Annotated in this window: 16 protein-coding genes; 3 read left to right on the top strand and 13 right to left on the bottom strand. The window is 73.0% G+C overall.

Going from position 1 to position 17,488, the window contains the following annotated elements:
• Positions 1–231: 231 nt before the first annotated feature.
• On the bottom strand, positions 232–2,160 hold the full coding sequence (locus ACZ5TL_RS38915) for a helix-turn-helix domain-containing protein (protein ID WP_468595505.1): 1,929 nt from the start codon (positions 2,158–2,160) through the stop codon (positions 232–234).
• A gap of 321 nt (positions 2,161–2,481) precedes the next feature.
• Between ACZ5TL_RS38915 and ACZ5TL_RS38910 the strand changes: the two genes are divergently transcribed.
• Positions 2,482–3,234, top strand: coding sequence for a methyltransferase domain-containing protein (locus ACZ5TL_RS38910; protein ID WP_468595504.1), 753 nt, complete (start codon positions 2,482–2,484; stop codon positions 3,232–3,234).
• A gap of 66 nt (positions 3,235–3,300) precedes the next feature.
• Entirely contained in the window at positions 3,301–5,421 is a 2,121-nt protein-coding gene (gene pabB, locus ACZ5TL_RS38905; protein WP_468595503.1) for an aminodeoxychorismate synthase component I, read from the top strand.
• 58 nt (positions 5,422–5,479) lie between these two features.
• On the opposite strand, the gene ACZ5TL_RS38900 is transcribed toward pabB, so the two are convergent.
• From ACZ5TL_RS38900 to ACZ5TL_RS38885, 4 genes are all read right to left on the bottom strand, one after another.
• A complete protein-coding gene (locus ACZ5TL_RS38900) occupies positions 5,480–6,577 on the bottom strand; it encodes a beta/alpha barrel domain-containing protein (RefSeq protein ID WP_468595502.1) in 1,098 nt (365 codons plus the stop codon).
• Between the two features lie 202 nt (positions 6,578–6,779).
• Entirely contained in the window at positions 6,780–7,775 is a 996-nt protein-coding gene (locus ACZ5TL_RS38895) for a TauD/TfdA family dioxygenase (protein WP_468595501.1), read from the bottom strand.
• A 59-nt stretch (positions 7,776–7,834) separates the two neighbouring features.
• A complete protein-coding gene (locus ACZ5TL_RS38890) occupies positions 7,835–8,854 on the bottom strand; it encodes a BtrH N-terminal domain-containing protein (RefSeq protein ID WP_468595500.1) in 1,020 nt (339 codons plus the stop codon).
• Positions 8,851–9,477 carry a hypothetical protein gene (locus tag ACZ5TL_RS38885; RefSeq protein WP_468595499.1) on the bottom strand — a complete coding sequence of 209 codons (627 nt, stop codon included), beginning with the start codon at positions 9,475–9,477 and terminating at the stop codon, positions 8,851–8,853. Before ACZ5TL_RS38885 ends, ACZ5TL_RS38890 begins: the two co-directional genes overlap by 4 nt.
• Before the next feature lie 36 nt (positions 9,478–9,513).
• Here ACZ5TL_RS38885 and ACZ5TL_RS38880 point away from each other — a divergent pair, with 36 nt between their 5' ends.
• The gene (locus ACZ5TL_RS38880; protein ID WP_468595498.1) at positions 9,514–10,392 is read left to right on the top strand and encodes a GNAT family N-acetyltransferase; all 879 of its coding nucleotides are present in this window, start codon (positions 9,514–9,516) and stop codon (positions 10,390–10,392) included.
• Positions 10,393–10,520: 128 nt separating this feature from the next.
• On the opposite strand, the gene ACZ5TL_RS38875 is transcribed toward ACZ5TL_RS38880, so the two are convergent.
• From ACZ5TL_RS38875 to ACZ5TL_RS38840, 8 genes are all read right to left on the bottom strand, one after another.
• Positions 10,521–11,543 carry a transketolase family protein gene (locus ACZ5TL_RS38875; RefSeq protein WP_468595497.1) on the bottom strand — a complete coding sequence of 341 codons (1,023 nt, stop codon included), beginning with the start codon at positions 11,541–11,543 and terminating at the stop codon, positions 10,521–10,523.
• On the bottom strand, positions 11,540–12,388 hold the full coding sequence (locus ACZ5TL_RS38870; protein ID WP_468595496.1) for a transketolase: 849 nt from the start codon (positions 12,386–12,388) through the stop codon (positions 11,540–11,542). Before ACZ5TL_RS38870 ends, ACZ5TL_RS38875 begins: the two co-directional genes overlap by 4 nt.
• 1 nt (position 12,389) lies before the next feature.
• Positions 12,390–13,691, bottom strand: coding sequence for a DegT/DnrJ/EryC1/StrS family aminotransferase (locus ACZ5TL_RS38865; RefSeq protein ID WP_468595495.1), 1,302 nt, complete (start codon positions 13,689–13,691; stop codon positions 12,390–12,392).
• The gene (locus tag ACZ5TL_RS38860; protein ID WP_468595494.1) at positions 13,688–14,101 is read right to left on the bottom strand and encodes a hypothetical protein; all 414 of its coding nucleotides are present in this window, start codon (positions 14,099–14,101) and stop codon (positions 13,688–13,690) included. The genes ACZ5TL_RS38865 and ACZ5TL_RS38860 overlap by 4 nt, the downstream gene beginning before the upstream one ends.
• On the bottom strand, positions 14,098–15,027 hold the full coding sequence (lysX, locus tag ACZ5TL_RS38855; RefSeq protein ID WP_468595493.1) for a lysine biosynthesis protein LysX: 930 nt from the start codon (positions 15,025–15,027) through the stop codon (positions 14,098–14,100). The genes ACZ5TL_RS38860 and lysX overlap by 4 nt, the downstream gene beginning before the upstream one ends.
• Positions 15,024–16,139 (bottom strand): M20/M25/M40 family metallo-hydrolase, encoded by a 1,116-nt coding sequence (locus ACZ5TL_RS38850; RefSeq protein WP_468595492.1) that lies wholly within the window; start codon positions 16,137–16,139, stop codon positions 15,024–15,026. The genes lysX and ACZ5TL_RS38850 overlap by 4 nt, the downstream gene beginning before the upstream one ends.
• Positions 16,136–16,978, bottom strand: a complete 843-nt coding sequence (locus ACZ5TL_RS38845) for a 2OG-Fe dioxygenase family protein (protein ID WP_468595491.1) — start codon at positions 16,976–16,978, stop codon at positions 16,136–16,138. Before ACZ5TL_RS38845 ends, ACZ5TL_RS38850 begins: the two co-directional genes overlap by 4 nt.
• A gap of 78 nt (positions 16,979–17,056) precedes the next feature.
• On the bottom strand, positions 17,057–17,488 hold a 432-nt coding region (locus tag ACZ5TL_RS38840; RefSeq protein WP_468595490.1), incomplete at its 5' end, for a phosphopantetheine-binding protein.

The following is a 17,488-nucleotide window of genomic DNA, read 5'->3' as shown; positions in this document are numbered from 1 at the left end:
GAACTGCCCCCAGCTTCAACCAGGTTGCTGCGACAACCCGGCGGTGAAGGTCTCTCACCTCACTCGATTCCATGGCGCCTCGTGGCGCACCCACGAGATACGACAAACCCGCCGTCCGCTACGAAGCGACCGTGCCGGGTCGCAGCCATCAGCGAGTGGCTGGGACCGGCACTTTCGAAACACGCCCCAGGGGGGACTGCTCGGCCTGGTGGGGCCTGCCGGGAGCGCCCCTCACTGCTCCTCGTCCGCCTCCGGGTCGAGCGTCTCACGGGTGCGGTACAAGCGAAGGGCCAGTTGGACCTCCAGGGCGCGGGCAGGTTCCTGCCAGTCCTCGCCGAGGAGGGCGGTGATGCGTTCCAGGCGGCGCGAGACGGTGTTCGGGTGGACGTGCAGGGATTCGGCGGCGTACGTGGGACTGCTGCCTGACCGGAAGTACGCCTCCAAGGTCTGCACGAGGTTGGTGAAACGATGGGCGTCGTAGTCGATGACCGGGCCGATGGCCTCGCTGATGTAGTCGCCCACGCGGTGCCGGTCACCGAGCAGCAGGCCCAGGAAGCCCAACTCGCGGGCGGAAGCGGTCGATCCGCTACCGCCGAGCGCGCTCAGGGCGTTGAGGCAGCGGACCGCCTCCGCGTACGTCGGCTCGATGTCCTCGATACGGGTGGACGGGCCCGCGGCGCCCAACGTCACGGGATGGCCGAGCAGGGGCGTGAGTTCGCGGGAGATCTGACGGGCGGTGGCGCTGGGGTCCTCGGAGGGCAGCAGCAGCACGATGCAGCCGGCGCGCACCCGCGACAGGCCGCCGAAGCGCAGGGCGTACGACGAGGCCCAGACCACGGCGCGGCCCTGCGAGCCGCCCTCCGGCCGGATGACCACGGCGGCGTACGCGCGCTCCAGGTCGAGGCCCAGCCCGCGGGCCTGGTCGCGCAGTTGGGGCAGGGGGCGCTGCGCGGGGTTGAGCAGCGCGTCGAAGAACTCGTCGCGCACCTGGCTCTCGGCCACCGCAGTGTTGCGCTGCATCAGGATCAGTACGCCCGTCGTTCCCGCGGTGAGCTGGAGCAGTGCCAGCTCGGTGGGGGAGAGCGCGCTGGTGGCGTGCAGGAGCAGCGAGCCGAGGCGTTCGGTGCCGGCCGTCACCGGGGCGAGCCAGCCGGTGTCGGTGAGCTGGATGGGTTCCTGGGCCACCTGGGCCTCCAGGGTGGCACCCGCCACCCCGGCGAGGTCCTCCGCGGGCAGGTCGCCGGTGGCGGCGAGGGTGCGGCTGCCGAGGTCGAGGACGGCGACCGTGCCGCCGAGCGACTCCGCGGCGAGCTCGGCCAGTGCGCCGAGGCCGGAGCCTTCGAGCAGCAGGTCGATCATGCGGCGGTGGATGTCGTTGACGCGGTGGGCCGCGGCCAGTTCGGACTTGGCCCGGGCGCCGTACTGCTCCAGGTCCGCGATGTCCAGCTGGGCCTGGTTGAGTACCCGGGCCTTCTCGATGGCGATGGTGGCGAGGTCGCCGAGCGAGGACATCAGGGCTATCTCGCCCGGAGTGAAATGGCGTACGTCGCGGTCGGCGGAGTACAGCACGCCGAAGGAGGTCTCGCGGTGCCGCAAGGGCACGGCGAGGATGGCGTGCAGCCCTTCCGCACGGACCACCTCGTCGATCACCGGATGATGGGTGATGCGGTCGTCGGCCATGTAGTCATGGGTCCAGAACGGTGCGGTGTTCTGCCGCGCGGCGTTGCCGAGTCCGCCTTCGCGAGGCACCCGGAAGCCGACCGTCAGCGCGGTGGCGTGCCCGTCGGCCGTGCGTACGTAACTGTCGCCCGCCTCGTCGTCGTGGAAGCTGATGTAGGCCATGTCGAGGTTGAGCAGCAGCCGGGCGCGCCGGGTGATCACCTTGAGCAGGGTGTCGAGGTCGTACGGGAGGGTCAGGTCGCGCGCGGTGTCGACCAGTGCGGAGAGTCCCGCCTCGCGCTGCTGGCGCCGGCCCAACTGGGTCCGCACGGTGAGGCCCAGTTCCAACGCGGCGCGCAGCTCCTCCAGTTCCGCTTCCGACGCGCCGAGCCGACGGGCCGATGCGGCGAGTTCGTCGTACGCGGACGCAGGTGCTTCCTTGGCCAGGAGTTCGAGCACGGTCAGGGCTGCGGCCTGGGTGGGGACTGAGTCCAGGGGCAAGGCTCGTCCTCCGGGTCAAAGGCGGCTCACGGGATGAGACTGCTCGGAATTTAAGCGATGTGCCTGTCCATGGTCAATTGTTAACGCTACGTATGCATTAACGGATCTATCCCCTCCGGATTCCCGGTTTCTTTTGTCATCGCTTGGTCGACTTTGGGGCCCGAGCGGTGGCCACGGCACCGCCAGGACCACTGTGGTGTGTTGACCGGTCACCTTCCGTGCCGGGCCGCCCCGGAAAGAGACTTCTCGGCATCCGGTCGCTCCCACGAGGACGGCGGGAACCACCGCAGAGGTGCCACCAACCAGGGGGGAACACCAGTCATGCAGCAGAGCCGGACGGTCACCGAATCGCTCAACGCGGGCCACGAAGTACGCGACTACGAGCGATCGTTGGCACGCAGCGCCATGTCCCGCACCCGTGCCGACCGCCCCCACACCTTCGACCTGCGCGGACGCACCTGGGACCTGCTCGACGACGTCTTCGCCCCCATCTACTCGCCCTCCACCCGGATCGGACTCGACTTCCTCGGCTGGACCGAGGAAGTGCTCGCGCCCCGCGGCGGCTCCCTCCTGGAGATCGGCTGCGGCACCGGGATGATCGCGGTGACCGGCGCGCTGGCCGGCTGCGAGCGCGTGGTCGCGTCGGACATCAACCCGCGGGCCGTGGAGAACGCCAGGCTCAACGCCGACCGACACGGTGTGGCCGACCGGGTCGAGGCCGTGTACAGCGACATGTTCGAGGGACTCGACCCCGCCGAGCGCTTCGACCTGGTCTTCTGGAGCTCCAACTACGTCCTCGCGCCGGCCGGTCACACCTACGGCAGTGCGCACGACGCGGCCTACGTCGACCCCGGCTACGCCGCCCACCGGCGCTTCCTCGCGGGCGTCGGGGAGCGGCTCACGCCCGGCGGCTCGGCGTTGCTGCACTTCAGCTCGCGCGGTGACCTCGACGAGCTGTACTCCCTGGCCGCCCAGGAGGGACGCGAACTGCGCACGCTGCGCTCGCAGTTCGTGCCGGAGGGTGAGCTCCAGGTCGAGCACCTGCTCCTGGAGATCGTCCCGGCCGCGCTCTGAGTGGCCCGCCGGTCCGCGCCCTGCCGACCGCATCCGACCACCCGACGCCCCCCAAGCGAGGTCCCCGTGCGCACGCTTCTGGTCGACAACTACGACTCGTTCACCTACAACCTCTTCCACCAGATCGCGGAGGTGACCGGCGTCGAACCGGCCGTGCTGCGCAACGACGAGGCGCGATGGAGCCCCGAACTGCTCGGCGGCTTCGACGCGGTGGTGCTCTCGCCGGGCCCCGGAACCCCCGAACGGCGGGCGGACTTCGGGCTCTGCCAGGACATCCTGGACCACGGTGACCTGCCAGTCCTCGGCATCTGCCTGGGGCACCAGGGACTGGCCCGCGCACACGGCGGGCGGGTGGTGCGTGCGGCAGAGCCCCGGCACGGCCGGACCTCGCTGGTCCGGCACGACGGGACGGGCCTCTTCGCGGGGCTGCCCTCTCCGTTCGAGGTGGTGCGTTACCACTCGCTGGCCGTCACCGATCTGCCGGACGAGCTGGTGGCCACCGCGTGGAGCGACGACGGAACGGTGATGGGCATCGCACATCGCGAACTGCCGCGCTGGGGCGTGCAGTTCCACCCCGAGTCGATCCGCAGCGCGTACGGGCACGAGCTGCTGCGCGGCTTCCGCCGGCTGGTCACCGAGCATCATGCCCGCTCCGGGGACGGGCGGCGCCGTCCGGCCGGCCGGCCCGCCCGGGCCGTCGTCCCGGCTGCCGGGACCGCCGCCGACACGGCCCCCCGCCGCCGGCTGCGGGTGCTCACCGACTTCCTCACCACGCGCTGGGACGACGAGGTGGTCTTCGACTCCCTCTTCCGTGCGTCGGAGCACTCGTTCTGGCTGGACAGCAGCCGCTCCGACAGCGCGGGACGGTTCTCCTTCCTCGGCGACGCCGCGGGACCGCTGGCCCGGATCGCGACCGCCGACGTCGCCAGCGGCACGGTCACCGTCTCCGGGGCCGGCGGCCCGGCCGAGCAGCTCGTGGCCGAGCACTTCCTCGACTGGATCGACCGCGACCTCCGCGCCACCGACGTACGACTGCCCGAGCTGCCCTTCGCGTTCGCGCTGGGCTGGGTCGGCTACCTCGGCTACGAACTGAAGGCGCAGTGCGGCGGCGAGGCGGCGCACCGCGCCGAGCAGCCCGACGCCGTGATGGTGTTCGCCGACCGGGCCGTGGTGCTCGACCACCACACCGGTACGACCTACCTCCTCGCGCTCGCCGAGGACGGCGACGAACGGGCGGCCCGCGCCTGGCTGCGCCACACCACCGAACGGCTGCGCGCCCTGGCGGGCCGCGCGCTTGCGGCCCCGGCACCGCAGGAGCCGCTCACCGGACTGCGTCTGCGCCACGACCGGGACCGCTACCTCGCCCTCGTCGAGGAGTGCCAGGGCGAGATCGCCGCCGGTGAGACGTACGAGGTATGCCTCACGAACATGGCCGAGGCGGACGGTTCTCCCGATCCGTGGGAGACCTACCGGGCGATGCGGCGCTCGCACCCCGCGCCGTTCGGTGCGCTGCTCGGTTTCGGCGACGTCTCGGTCCTCAGCACGTCGCCCGAACGGTTCCTGCGGATCGACGCCGACGGACACGCCGAGTCCCGGCCCATCAAGGGCACCCGGCCGCGCGGCGCGGACCCCGTCGAGGACGCGCGGATCAGCCGGGAACTCGCGGCCTGCGAGAAGGACCGCTCGGAGAACCTGATGATCGTCGACCTGGTCCGCAACGACCTTGGCCGGTGCGCCGAGACCGGGAGCGTGGAGGCCGACGACATCTTCCGCGTGGAGACGTACGCCAGCGTGCACCAGCTGGTCAGCACGGTGCGGGCGCGGCTCAGGCCCGGACTCACGGCCGTCGACTGCGTGCGTTCCTCGTTCCCCGGCGGCTCGATGACGGGGGCGCCGAAGCTGCGCACCATGCAGCTCATAGACCGCCTCGAAGCGGGCCCGCGCGGCGTGTACTCAGGCGCCGTCGGCTACTTCTCGCTGTCCGGGGCGGCCGACCTGAGCGTGGTGATCCGGACACTGGTGCTGACGCCGGGGCGGGCCGCGTACGGGATCGGCGGCGCCATCGTCGCGCTGTCCGACCCGGCGGACGAGTTCGAGGAGACCGCGGTGAAGTCGGCCCCGCTGCTCGGTCTCACCGACGCCGGCTTCCCGGGCCGGGCCGGCACGCTGACCCCGGTCGGGGGCTGATCTCCGCCCGTACGTCGGCTGGATCCCCGCCCGTACCCACCCGCCGCCCCGGCACCACTCAGCCGGGGCGGCCCGCCTGTTCCATCGTCCGTGCCACCTCGTGCACCCAGGCGTGCCAGGCCTCATGCCGGTGGTGCGGGGCCTCACGCCCCAACTCCGCTGCCACGCGCGGCCATTCGACGCCCAGGTCCGTCAGCAGCTCCAGGTCGGTGCGGGCGGCGGCGGCCCGGCCCGACAGGGTGTCGCCCTCCATGGGGACCACCACCCCGGACAGCAGCCGAAGCCCCTGAGCGGTCAGTGACTGCGCCGTGCCCTCGGCGATCAGGCCGCCCGCGAGCCGTGCGGCCCGGCCCGTGTCCACCGCCCACACCAACCGGTGCGGGCGGGCGCCCGCACGGACCAGGTCGTGCCAGCGCGGAGTGTCCAGGACCTGTTCGTAGGCGCTGAACACGAGCCGGGCCACCGCGATGCCCACGCGGTGGCCGAGGCCCTGCGCGGCGAGCCCGGAGTGCGTGGCGAGCAAGGGCCGCGCCGCCTCCTCGATCGCGCCGACCGGGACGTGCACGGTGGCCGGGATCGCGGCCAGGGACAGACCGGCGGCCCGGGCCCGTTCCAGGCCGTGCAGCCAGGCCTCGACGACCTCGTGGTACTGCTCCGTGCCGAACACCGGCCCCACCGCCGCACCGATGCCCTCGGCGAGGCAGTCGCCCATCGTGCTCACGCCCACCGGGTCCGCGGGCAGCCCGGCCAGCAGATTGGGCCGGTCAACCGTCCAGTGCAGCCAGCGCGCCTCGGCGAGCGCGGCCCGCGCGTCGAGGGTGTGGCCCACGGGCATGCAGGCCAGGCCCTCGGTGCCACGGCTCGCCGACCACACCGGCAGGAGCGCCTCGCACCCGGCACGGGCCACGCGCGCGGTCACCGTGCGCGCGGCCTCGGCGGGAGCCGCGCCGAACGCGGCCGACTCGCCGACGGTCCGCCGGTCCTGCCGGGAGCTGATCACGCCGGGGCCGTCTGCCGGGGCGCAGGTCAAACCGGTGACCCCGTGGACGTCGACCGCGTGGTCGAGGACGCCGTCCTCGAGCTGCTGGCCGTCGACGCCGTCGAGCCACAAGGACAGGCCCTCCGCGCGCAGTTGCCTGAGCGGGTCGGTCGTCATCCTCGTCTTCTCGGCAACGGTCCGGGGCCGGGACGATGTGCTGCCCATGGGCTTCTCGTTCCGTGGGTTCGATGGGGGTGCAGAGCCATTGCGCCGACGGTAGGCAGGTGCGTCCCCCGGGGACCAATCACGTGACCGGTCTTTGTCACTGACACGGCGAATGACCGCCGTACCTGACAAAGTCCGTCGCGGCTCCCACGGCTCATGCGTCCATCGACAGCAGCTGGCGCTCCGCGGGCACCTGCTCCTGCTGGTAGCCGTGTTCCAGGAGTTCCTCGGCCGGGCGCACCCGCGGGGCCCGCACCAGGACGCGCTTGAGCCAGCGGTCGGTGCCGTCGTAGCGGGGCCTGAACGCGACCCGGCCGTGTACCACCGCGTCGTTGTCCACGACGAGCAGATCACCGGGCTCCAGCGGCACGATGAACCCGCACTCCTCGAAGGCGGCACCCAGCTCGCCGTACGCGGCGGCGAACCGCGGGTCGTCGGTCAACCGGCTGGTGTAGAAGGGGTCGTAGCGCACGCACAGGCCGTCGTCGCCGTCCCAGACGGTCGCCATGGGGACCCGTGTCTGGTGGGCGGCGTCCTCGTCCTCGTAACTGTCGTCGGGCTCGATGACCAGGGCCGGGCGGCGCAGTTGCTCGACGGTCCGTGCGGAGAGGCCGGCCTCACGGATGCCGGCCAGGCGGGTCCCGACGTGGTCCGGGTTGCGTATGCAGGCGAGCAGCAGCAGATCGGCCCGCTCGGGGTGGAAGCCGTCTTCGGTGTGCCAGGCCAGCGGCACCGTGCTGCTCGCACCGACCTGCATCTCCTCGCAGCCGGGGCTGGGCAGGATGTTGTGCACGATCCGGCCGTCCTGCTGGTCCCGCCAGCCGAAGACGCTGCCGAGCAGCCGTGCGGCGAGGGCGAGCGCCACGTCGTGCGCCGCCGAGTCGGCGGGGTCGGTGGCGGACCAGTGGGCGGGCGTGGGGCCCGGCTCGGCGAAGCCGTCGAACAGGCCGCGCACCACCCGGTAGCCGTCCGCCGGGCGGGGCGTGCCGAGCTCTTCGCGCAGGGCGGTCGCGAGCGATGCGGGCAGCTGCCACTCGGCGCGGGCGAGCACCGTGTCGCCGAGCGCGCCGGCCGCGACCCGGGCGTGCACCTCTTCGGTGAACGCCTGCCGCAGGTGGGCGGGCAGGGTGTGGATCGTCCTCTCGGGCATGGGGGCCTTTCGGTTCTCGGGCGGTCGGGGGGTACGGGCGGGGCCGGCCGGGGGCGGGGTCACAGGGCGCGGGCCGCGGCGCGCAGCCGGTCCAGGGCGAGTTCCTGGTCGGCCAGGAGGTGCTTGGCCCGGGTGCGGACCGAGGTCTCGGCGACGGCGGGTTCGTCGCGGGCCATGGCGACCCCGATGCGCAGCGCACTCCAGTGGTGGGCCACCCGGTCCACGGTGCGTGCCGCCTCCAGGAGGGCGGGGGAGTCGAAGTCGTGGGCCGTGGCGGTGAGGTAGTCGCCGTGCACGCCGGTCATCGCGAGGACCGCGCCGGTGACGATGAAGGTCTCGTCGATCACGGCGGCGTCGCGCGCCGCGAGCCGGTCGCCGAGCTCGTCGAGATACCGGCGCTGACCGTCGAGCCCGGACAGCTCGGGGCCCGCGTGGCCGCTGCCGAACCCGGCCTCGTTCGCGGCGAGCACCTGCCGTACGAAGTCCCGATCGTGCGGCGGGAGTTCACCGTCGACGCCCACCTCCAGCCAGCGGTTGGCGACCGGGTTGTCGGTGAAGAACAGGTCCCGGTCGTGCAGGACGGGATTGGCCGAGTCGCGGGCGTCGGTGAACTGCCCGATGGGGATGGCCCCTTGGAAGCGCGGCGGCACCGAGTCGCAGATCAGCACCAGGTCGCGTTCGTCGTCGAAGCCGTACGCGGTGAGCAGATGGTTGGTGTGCACGTCCCGGTAGGCGGGCCGGAACGGCAGATGGAAGTTGTCGGCGGCGACCGCGACGGGCGCGCCCGCCAGGATCGCGGCCCGCACCTCACGCCAGCCCGACGCGGCGTCGTCGGGCCAGTGCCAGCGCGACCACACCGGGTGGTGCGGGGCCATGCTTTCGAGGAGGCCGTCGCGGTGCAGCGGGAAGAAGTACTCCTCGCGCCTGACGTCGCCGGGCCGGTGGAAGAAGCCCCAGTGCGCGCCGAGCACCTGGAGCGGGTCGAGGCCGTGGTGGCGCAGCAGCCCGCCCATCGTGGTGTGCAGGCAGTGCCCCAGGTCGTGGCGCCAGTGGGCGATGTCGGACAGCTCCACCCTCATGCTTCTACCGTCCTTCGGGTTTCCAGGGTCATGGCGAACAGATGCATGGCCGGGTTGTCGGGAAGTTCCAGGGCCGTCACGGTGCCGGGCACGGTGACCGGCACCCGCTGGGACCAGACGGACGGCCGCATGTCGTGCTGGGAATGGCGCGGATACATCAGGTAGCGGGTACGGAAGGCGAGGAGTTCACCGAACCGCCGGTCGGTCTCGGGCCAGAAGTCCGAGACGCGCAGCCACTGGCGGCGGGCCGTGCCGTCCGCGTAGTGCAGGACCAGTTCGTCCTCGGTGCGGCGCTCGGCGGCGGCCAGCACATGGATCCACTGCGGTCGGCTCGCCGGCAGCGGCACCGACTGGCCGCGGCAGCGCACGTTGTCGAGGGCGCTGCCCGCCGCGTCGGGGCCCCGGCCCGGCAGCCGGAACGGGACGCCCTCGACGACGGCCTCGCCCTCGTCGCCGGGCAGTCCTTCGGCCGGGAAGGTGTTTCCCCATACGTTGAAACCGCCGGTGGTGGGCCAGCGTCGGGGGGTCGACACACCCCTTCCGTTGAAGAGGCCGTCCAGGTCGACCGGGGTGAACACGTCGGTGTCCATCCCTGCCGGAGCGGTCTCGATTAGGTTCGGCATATGAACCTCCTTGACAGTGCGATAGACGTTGCGTTCATGGGATTCGGCGGTGGTCCGGCCGTTACGCCGGACGTCGTCGGCCAGGTGGCCGCGGTCACCCGGGCCTCGTTCGCCGACGCCGACCCGCTGCCCGGCCTGCCCCCGCCGGACGGTGCGACCGAGTCCGCCGAGGCGGTGGCCGCCGACCTCGCGGCGGGCGCCGGCCTGTGGATCGCCCGGGACCCGCGCGGACAGCTGCTCGGCAGCATCCGGGCGGTGCCCAGGGGAGCGGACGCCTGGGAGGTACGCCGGCTCGGCGTGGCCCCCGAAGCGCTCGGCACCGGGCTCGCCCGGCGCCTGGTGCGGGCGCTCGAGGCGGGCGCGGCGGCCGCCGGCGCGGACCGGGTGGTCCTCGACGCGGTCGTGGAACGCGGCAACCCCCCGGTCTACGCGCGGTTGGGCTACCGAACGGTCCGCTACCTGCCCAACCCCGACAAACCACTGTCCGAGGTCACGATGGAGCGGGTGCTCGGCACACCGCCCGAGCCCGCCCCCCATCCGCACCCCACCGGCATGCTCGCGGCGGGCACCGCCCTGCTGGACTGGTTCGCCACCGCCGACGGCCGTGTCCGTGCCGTGCTCACCACCGTGACAGGACCGGACGAGTTCGCCGGCCTCGCCGCGCGCCGGGAGCGGGCCCGCGGCGACCACCACCTCGGCAGCGACGCCTGGCCGGGCGGCCAGGAGCCGGGCGCCTGGCGGGAGTTGCTCGCCGCGCACGCCGACCGGATCGAGACCGGTCCGTCGTACGGGGACCTGCTGACCTTCGGCCGGGGTCCCGCCGAGGTCGCGCCGTTCCTGATGCCCCGCACGCTCGCCGATCCGGTCCTCGCGCTGTGCCGCAGCGTTCCGCGGGGGACCCCGGCGGGTTCCTAGTGCCGCGTCAGTCATGGTCTGCCCGTCAAAAAGCGGCGTCGTGGGGGTACCTCCCGCCCGAGCCGTGCGAAGCGCGGCTCGAGGGCGTGCCGGGCGTCGCGACGGGGCGAACCTTGGCTGACGCGGCACTAGGGCGCGCGGCGGACCACCTCCTCGGCGGTCGCGGCGATCCGCTCCGCGGTGACACCGGCGAGCGCGAGCAACTCGCGCTCGGTGCCCACCTCGTCGTGGAAGCCGTCCGGCACCCCGAGCCGGCGCACCCGGCACGGGTGGCGCTCGGCGGTCAGCTCGCTCACCGCGGCGCCGAGCCCGCCGACCAGGACGTGGTCCTCGACCGTGACCAGGCCCGCCGTCTCGCGCGCCGCCGCGAGCACCGCCGCCTCGTCGAGCGGCTTGACGGTGTGCATGTTCAGGACCCGTGCGCCGATGCCGCGCGCGGCGAGCAGATCCGCCGCGGCGAGCGCCTCGGAGACCGGCAGCGGCCCGGTCGCGACCACGGTCACGTCGTCGCCGCCGCGCAGGACATCGGCCCGGCCGATGCGGAAGTCGTACGGGCCCGGGTGGACCAGGTCCGTCGCCTTGCGGCCGAGGCGGATGTAGACCGGGCCGGGGAAGGCGTCGGTGTCGGCGACCGCGCGGATCGCGTACTCGGTCTCGGCGGCGTCGGCCGGCACCACCACCGTCAGGTTCGGCAGGGTCCGCAGGATCGCCACGTCCTCCAGGGCGTGGTGGGTCGGGCCGTAGTGGCCCGCCGAGAATCCGCCGTGCGTGCCCACGATCCGTACCGGCAGGTTGTTGCCCGCGATGTCGACCTTCACCTGTTCGCAGGCGCGCGTCGCCGCGAACGAGGCGATGGTGTTGGCGAACGGCACCAGGCCGTCGGCGGCGAGCCCCGCCGAGACGCCCATCAGGTTCGCCTCGGCGATGCCCACGTTCACGTACTGGCCGGGGAGTTCGGCCTCGAAGCCGTCCTCGAACCCGCCCATGTCGGTGTCCACCACGAAGACGCGCGGGTCGGACTTGGCGAGGTCGAGCAGGGCCGCGCGGTACACGTCCCGGCTCGCGGCCTCGTACCGGAGCCGCCAGGCGTCCGCCTCGGCGGTCTCGTCCGGGCCGGGCATGGTCTGCGCGACGTCGTCGACGACGGTCACGGCTGCCTCCTCGATCGGGCCCGCAGACCGGCGAGCGCACGCCGGTGCAGATTCGGGCTGAGCTTCACCGAATGTGATTTCTTCTTGTCCTCGAAGAGCGGGACGCCCTTGCCCTTGACCGTCTCGGCGATCACCATCGTCGGCCGGTCGTGCGCCGCGGGCGGCGCCCTGAGGGCGCCCCGCAGCGCGTCCAGGTCGTGTCCGTCGGACTCGACGGTGTGCCAGCCGAACGCGCGCCACTTGTCGGCGAGGGGTTCGAGCCCCATCCGCTCCTCGGTGTGGCCGGTGATCTGGAGCCGGTTGCGGTCGACGATCGCGGTCAGGTTGGCCAGCCGCAGATGTGCCGCCGACATGGCGGCCTCCCACACCGACCCCTCCTGGATCTCGCCGTCGCCCATCAGCACGAACACCCGGCTCGGGCGGCCCTGGCGGCGGGCGGCGAGCGCGCTGCCCACACCGAGGGAGAGACCGTGCCCGAGCGAGCCCGAAGGGAACTCGACGCCCGGCAGCCGACGCAGCGGATGCCCGGCAAGGCGCCCGCCCGTCACGCCGTACGAGGCGAGTTCTGCGGCGGGCAGGAAGCCGCGGGCGGCGAGCACCGCGTACAGGGCGGCGCTCGCGTGCCCCTTGCTCAGGATGAAACGGTCCCGGTCGGCCCAGTCGGGCTCGTCGGGGCGCAGCCGCAGGATTTCGTTGTAGAGCAGCGTCATGATGTCCGCCGCCGACAGGCTGCCGCCGACGTGGGTGCCGTCGGGGCTCGTGCCCATCTCCAGGATCTGCTCCCGGACCAGCTGGGCGAGTTCGGCGGTCGGCACGGCGGGCCGCGGCAGGAGCGTGCTCGTCATGTCACACCCCCGCCTTCTGCGCGGTGCGCCACGCGGGGCGGTGGGTCTGGCCCGCGGCGGCGGTGCCGAGCACGTCCAGATGACCCCACACCTTCTCGAAGGCGTCCGCGATGCGCTGGAGCACCGGGCCCGACGACGGGTTGAGGTGCCAGCGCTGCAGCGTCAGCGAGTCCTCGATGACCTCGCAGGTGACCGGGAAGTCCTCGGCCCGGTGCCCGAGTTCACGGAACGCCGGCTGGCCGGGCAGCGGCACCACCTGGTACGGCTGCACGGGCACCCCCTCGGCACGCAGCGCCCGGTGCAGCATCGCCCGCATCGCGCCGGGTTCGACCCCCGCGTGGCCCATGGCCGTCACGTCGAAGCGCAGCCGCAGGATGTGCCAGGCATGGGTGCGGTCGGCCGGGGTGTGCGGGGTCAGCAGCCCGGGCAGCGCGCCGACCCGGTCGAGGAACGCCGTCACGTTGCGGGTGCGGGCCGCGTGGTACTCGTCCAGACGGTCCAGCTGCGCACGGGCGAAGGAGGCCTGCACGGCGCTCAGCTTCTCGTTGCCCGCGAGGAGGCGCGAGCGGTAGTCGCGCTCCTTGGCGCCCTGGAGCTGCTCGCCGAACTGGCGGCGCAGCTCGACTTGGCGGTGCAGCTCGGCCGAGCCGGTGGTGACCAGACCGCCCTCGCCGCACGTCGGCAGGTTCTTCACCACGTTGAGGCTGAAGGTCGCGATGTCGCCGAGCGAACCGGTGCGCGCGCCCTGGTAGGTCGCCGCGTGCGACTGCGCCGCGTCCTCGACGAGCAGCAGCCCGTGCCGGTCGGCAAGCGCCCGGAAGGCGGTCATGTCGGCGGGCAGACCGTGCAGATGGACCACGATGACGGCCCGGGTGCGCGGGGTGATCGCGGCTTCGGCCGCGGCCGGGTCCATGCAGAAGGTGATCGGGTCGATGTCCACGAACACCGGACGCAGCGACCGCTGTACGGGGCCGATGGCGCTGGCGATGAAGGTGAAGGCGGGCACCAGTACCTCGGCACCCGGCTCGATCCCCGCGGCGGCCAGGGCGAGTTCGATGGCGGCGGTGCCGTTCGAGACGGCCGCGCAGTGCGCCGTCCCCACGTACCGGGCCCACTCCCGTTCCAGGAGCTGGACCTCGCCGTCGGTGTTGTTGGACGTGAACTGGCCGCTGTCGAGGACCCGCAGGGCGCTGGCGCGCTCCGCGTCGGTCACCACCGGCCAGCCGATCAGTGCCGGGTCGGCGTCCTGGGCGGTCACCGTGCGGGTGCCGCCGAACATGGCGAGCTTGGTCATGGTGGTCATGCTCCGTTCGGGAGGCCGGCGGCGCGGCTCGCGCCGACGACGTCGAGGGCGTGCACGGTGAGTCCGGGCCGGTCGGGCAGCCGCAGTCCGACGAGCTCCGAGCGCCGGGGCACCGGGACGCGTGCGGCGCGCAGGGCGCCGTCGGCCGGTCCCGTGGTGCGCAGCCACTCGGGGTCGGCGCCCTCGCGGTAGTGCAGCCACACCTCCTCGTCGAGCTCGGCCGGGTCGTCGCCGGCCACCAGGAGGCGGATCCAGTCGTAGTGGCCGGCCGGCACCGCGAGCAGGCGGCCGTCGCAGGGCACGGGCGCGTCCAGCCGGATCGCGCTGACCTTCGCGGTCGTGGTCGCGGTCTGCGCGTTCAAGGGCGTCATGGGGACGGTCTCCAGGTCGCTGCGGGTCGTGGCCGTCATCGGACGGCGGGGGTCGGGTCGAGCGGATGACCGGGGCGGTCGAGACGGTCCAGTACGTAGTCGACGTAACGGCCGACCATGCCGGTGCCCAGGACGTCGATCGCGCCGTGGAACTCGGGCGTGTGGTTGACCTCGTTGACGAACAGCTCGCCGTCCGGGCCCTCCAGGAGGTCCACGGCGAGCACGCCCTCGCCCATCGCCTCGGCGGTGGCGACCAGGAGCTTCTCCAGGTCGGCGCCGACCGGGCAGACGACGGGGCGGCCACCGCGCGCGGTGTTGGTGCGCCAGTGGTCGGAGTACTTGTAGATCGCGCCGACCACCTCACGGCCGAAGACGTAGGCACGGATGTCGCGGCCGGGCTTGTCCACGTAGTCCTGGACGTAGGTGATCTGGTGCTGCGGGCCGGTCAGCGCCGCCTTGTGTTCGAGTACCGCCTCGGCCGTCTCGCGCTCCTTGAGCCGGGCACCGAGTCGGCCCCAGGAACCGGTGAGCGGCTTGGCGACCACCGGGTAGCCGAAGTCGTCCAGGGCGTCGAGGGCCGCGTCCGGGGTCAGACCCACCAGGACCCGCGGGGTGGGGATGCCCGCGTCGAGGAGCCGCAGGGTGGTGAGCAGCTTGTCGCCGCACGTGGTGATGATGTCGTGGCTGTTCACGACGGTCAGACCGGCGTGCTCGAGCAGTCGCGTCGCGTACACGTTGCGGGTGTGCGAGATCTCCCGGCTCAGCGCGCCCCGGTAGGGCAGCGTGGGCCGGTCCGGGCGGAACACCGCGGTGCGGGTGTCGAGCAGTTCGTAGCGCACCCGGCGCCGGTCGAACTCGTCGAGCAGGCGGCGCTCCTCGACGCGGATGCGCGAGTGGAGCACGGCGATCGGCGCGGCCGGGTCGGCGTCGGCCACGAAGGGGCCGGGCGTGGTCGGATCGGTCATTGGGATGCACCCGCTTTCTCGCCGGCGCCCACCGGGACCCGGCCGAGCGCGTCGGCCAGGAGCCCGAGGGCGTCGGTCAGTACGTCGATGGCGAGCCGGTAGTCGCGCAGATCGATGTGCTCGTGGTCGGTGTGGTCGAGACTCGCGTCGCCCGGCCCGTACGCCGCGACCGGGCAGCGCCAGTGCGGCGCCACCACGTTCATGTCGGACGAGCCGAGCTTGACCTTCGCGACCGGCTTGCGGCCGCGCCCCCGGATGGCCGCGGTCAGCGCCCGCGCCACCGGGTCGGTGCGCGGCGAGCGGACCGCGTCGGTCCGCTCCACCACGGTGATGCGGCCGCCGCGGGTCCGCTCGCCCAGCCAGGCGAGGAAGCCGTCGGTGTCGAAGCCCTGCGGCACCCGGCAGGAGATGTCGAGCACGGCCCGCTCGATGTCCCCCGTCATCCCCACCAGAGCGGGCAGCGCCTGCTCGAAGAAGGGGGCGTCGGGGTGGAACCGGGCCAGCTCGTCCTGGAGCTGGGACCAGAAACCGGTGGCGACCTCGGTGGCCTTCTCCTCGGGGCTGCTGGTGTGGGCGGCGGGACGCTCCACCTCGTAGCGCAGCCGCAGGATGCCCTTGTAGCCGAGCACCACCCCGTCCACACCGCTCGGTTCGCCGATCACCAGCGCGTCGGGCGCGTACCGGTCGATCAGATGGCGCGCCCCCTTGGACTCCCGCTCCTCGTCCACCGCCCCGACCACCACGATCCGGGCGGCGGTGCCCGCGGCCGCGGCACGGGCCGCGGCCCATGCCATCGCGGCCAGCGGACCCTTGGCGTCGACGGTGCCCCGGCCGCGCAGCACCTCGCCCTCGCGGATGACGGGCAGGATGCCGGGCACCGTGTCGATGTGCCCGAGCAGCATGATCAGCGGGCCGTCGGCGGCACCGGTCTCGCCGACCGCGTTGCCTGCCTCGTCGACGTACGCGGTGAACCCGGCGGACCCGAACCAGCGCACCAGCGCCCGCGCGGCCGTCGCCTCGTCGCCCGACACGGAGGGCGTGCCCACGAGTTCGGCCAGCAGGGGCACGGGGTCCGGCCCGGTCGGTGCCGTGGCGGAGCGGGATGTGTTCACGGCCGGGACTCCCCGGTGTCCTGGCCGACCGCGTTGTAGTCCACGAGCAGCATGTCGCGCACGCCCTCGTCGCCGGTCGCCGTGATCGGCGTGACCTCGTGCATGATCGCCGCGTCCACGACGACCATCCCGTCCAGCGGGTCGGTCAGCGTGAGCCGCGTGTCCGGACGCCCGTCGCGGTAGACGATCGACTCGCCTCCGGTGCAGCCGCGCCGGCCGAGGAGGTGCATGCCGATGTAGTCGTGCCCGTCGCGGTGGCGGCCCTCGGGCGTCGGCAGGCCGGGCGTGGCGCCGGCCACCGTACGCACGAAGTGCAGCCCGATCTCCCACTGCCTGCGGCCGTCGCCGCTGCGGATGAGTCGCAGGCCGTCGGCGAGCAGGCGCAGCAGCACCGGATGCGACAGGTGCTTCTGGGCGACCGGCTCGAAGAGGCGGGCCCGGCCCATGTGGATCGGTATGTGCTCGGCGGACTGCTGGAAGACGGAGTGCTCCAGCGGCGTGAACTCCATGCCCGATGCGGTGATGTCGGCCCGCACCCGGGCGTAACGGCGGTAGCGGTACGTGCTGCCGCCGAGGTTCTGGTCGAGTACCAGGTCGTCCCACAGGGCCTGGAAGGAGGCCAGGGTCTCGGGGTGGAACCGGTCCGGGGCGTGGGCGGCGCGCAGCACGGTGAAGCCCTCGATGAAGAGCTCAGATCCGGCGAGGCCGGCCGCCATGGCGCGGTCGGCGGCGACGGCCTCTGCCGCCGTCGGACCGGCCGGCGTGCCCGCCTCGATGCGTGTGTCCCTGCCTGCTTCTGCGCCGATCGCCTTGCTGGTGATCACGGGTGCGGTGGCCATACGGAGCTCTCCATTCGGCCGCCCGGACTGCCGGGCGGTGTGGGTACGGGTGGTACGTCGGGGAGTGCGTCGGAGGCGTCAGCCGGCGAGGGCTGCCTCGGGTGCAGGTTCGGCGACGTGTTCGGCGCTGGCCGGTGCGGCGTCGGCGGGTGCGGCGTCGGCGGGTTCACCGAGCCGTGCGGCGAGTTGCTCGATGGTGTGGTTGCCGAGCAGCACGGACAGCGGCACCGGCGAGCCCGCGTCCGAGAGGAGCTGGAACACCTGGACCGCGCGCAGCGAGTCCCCGCCCACGTCGTAGAAGTCGTCCTGGACCCCGATGTCCCGCACCCCGAGAACCTCGGACCACAGCTCGACGAGGGCGGACTCGTCGGCGGTACGTGGTGCCACCCGCTCGCGCCGTTCCATTAGGCCTTCGGGTGGGGGGAGTTGGGTGGTGTTGGTCTTGCCGTTGGGGTGTTGGGGGAGGGTGGTGAGGTGGGTGAGGTAGGTGGGGATCATGGCGGGGGGGAG

The organism is Streptomyces sp. NPDC033136, assembly GCF_055578235.1.
This window is presented reverse-complemented; position numbering and strand designations above follow the sequence as displayed.

What these genes read in the sequence shown, in the direction of transcription:
- ACZ5TL_RS38895 (WP_468595501.1), bottom strand. Translation starts at nt 7,775, where the DNA reads ATGCCCGAGAGGACGATCCACACCCTGCCCGCCCACCTGCGGCAGGCG.
- ACZ5TL_RS38910 (WP_468595504.1), top strand. Translation starts at nt 2,482, where the DNA reads ATGCAGCAGAGCCGGACGGTCACCGAATCGCTCAACGCGGGCCACGAA.
- ACZ5TL_RS38885 (WP_468595499.1), bottom strand. Translation starts at nt 9,477, where the DNA reads ATGCCGAACCTAATCGAGACCGCTCCGGCAGGGATGGACACCGACGTG.
- ACZ5TL_RS38845 (WP_468595491.1), bottom strand. Translation starts at nt 16,978, where the DNA reads ATGGCCACCGCACCCGTGATCACCAGCAAGGCGATCGGCGCAGAAGCA.
- ACZ5TL_RS38890 (WP_468595500.1), bottom strand. Translation starts at nt 8,854, where the DNA reads ATGAGGGTGGAGCTGTCCGACATCGCCCACTGGCGCCACGACCTGGGG.
- ACZ5TL_RS38880 (WP_468595498.1), top strand. Translation starts at nt 9,514, where the DNA reads ATGGGATTCGGCGGTGGTCCGGCCGTTACGCCGGACGTCGTCGGCCAG.
- ACZ5TL_RS38900 (WP_468595502.1), bottom strand. Translation starts at nt 6,577, where the DNA reads ATGACGACCGACCCGCTCAGGCAACTGCGCGCGGAGGGCCTGTCCTTG.
- ACZ5TL_RS38865 (WP_468595495.1), bottom strand. Translation starts at nt 13,691, where the DNA reads ATGACCACCATGACCAAGCTCGCCATGTTCGGCGGCACCCGCACGGTG.
- ACZ5TL_RS38870 (WP_468595496.1), bottom strand. Translation starts at nt 12,388, where the DNA reads ATGACGAGCACGCTCCTGCCGCGGCCCGCCGTGCCGACCGCCGAACTC.
- ACZ5TL_RS38860 (WP_468595494.1), bottom strand. Translation starts at nt 14,101, where the DNA reads ATGACGGCCACGACCCGCAGCGACCTGGAGACCGTCCCCATGACGCCC.
- lysX (WP_468595493.1), bottom strand. Translation starts at nt 15,027, where the DNA reads ATGACCGATCCGACCACGCCCGGCCCCTTCGTGGCCGACGCCGACCCG.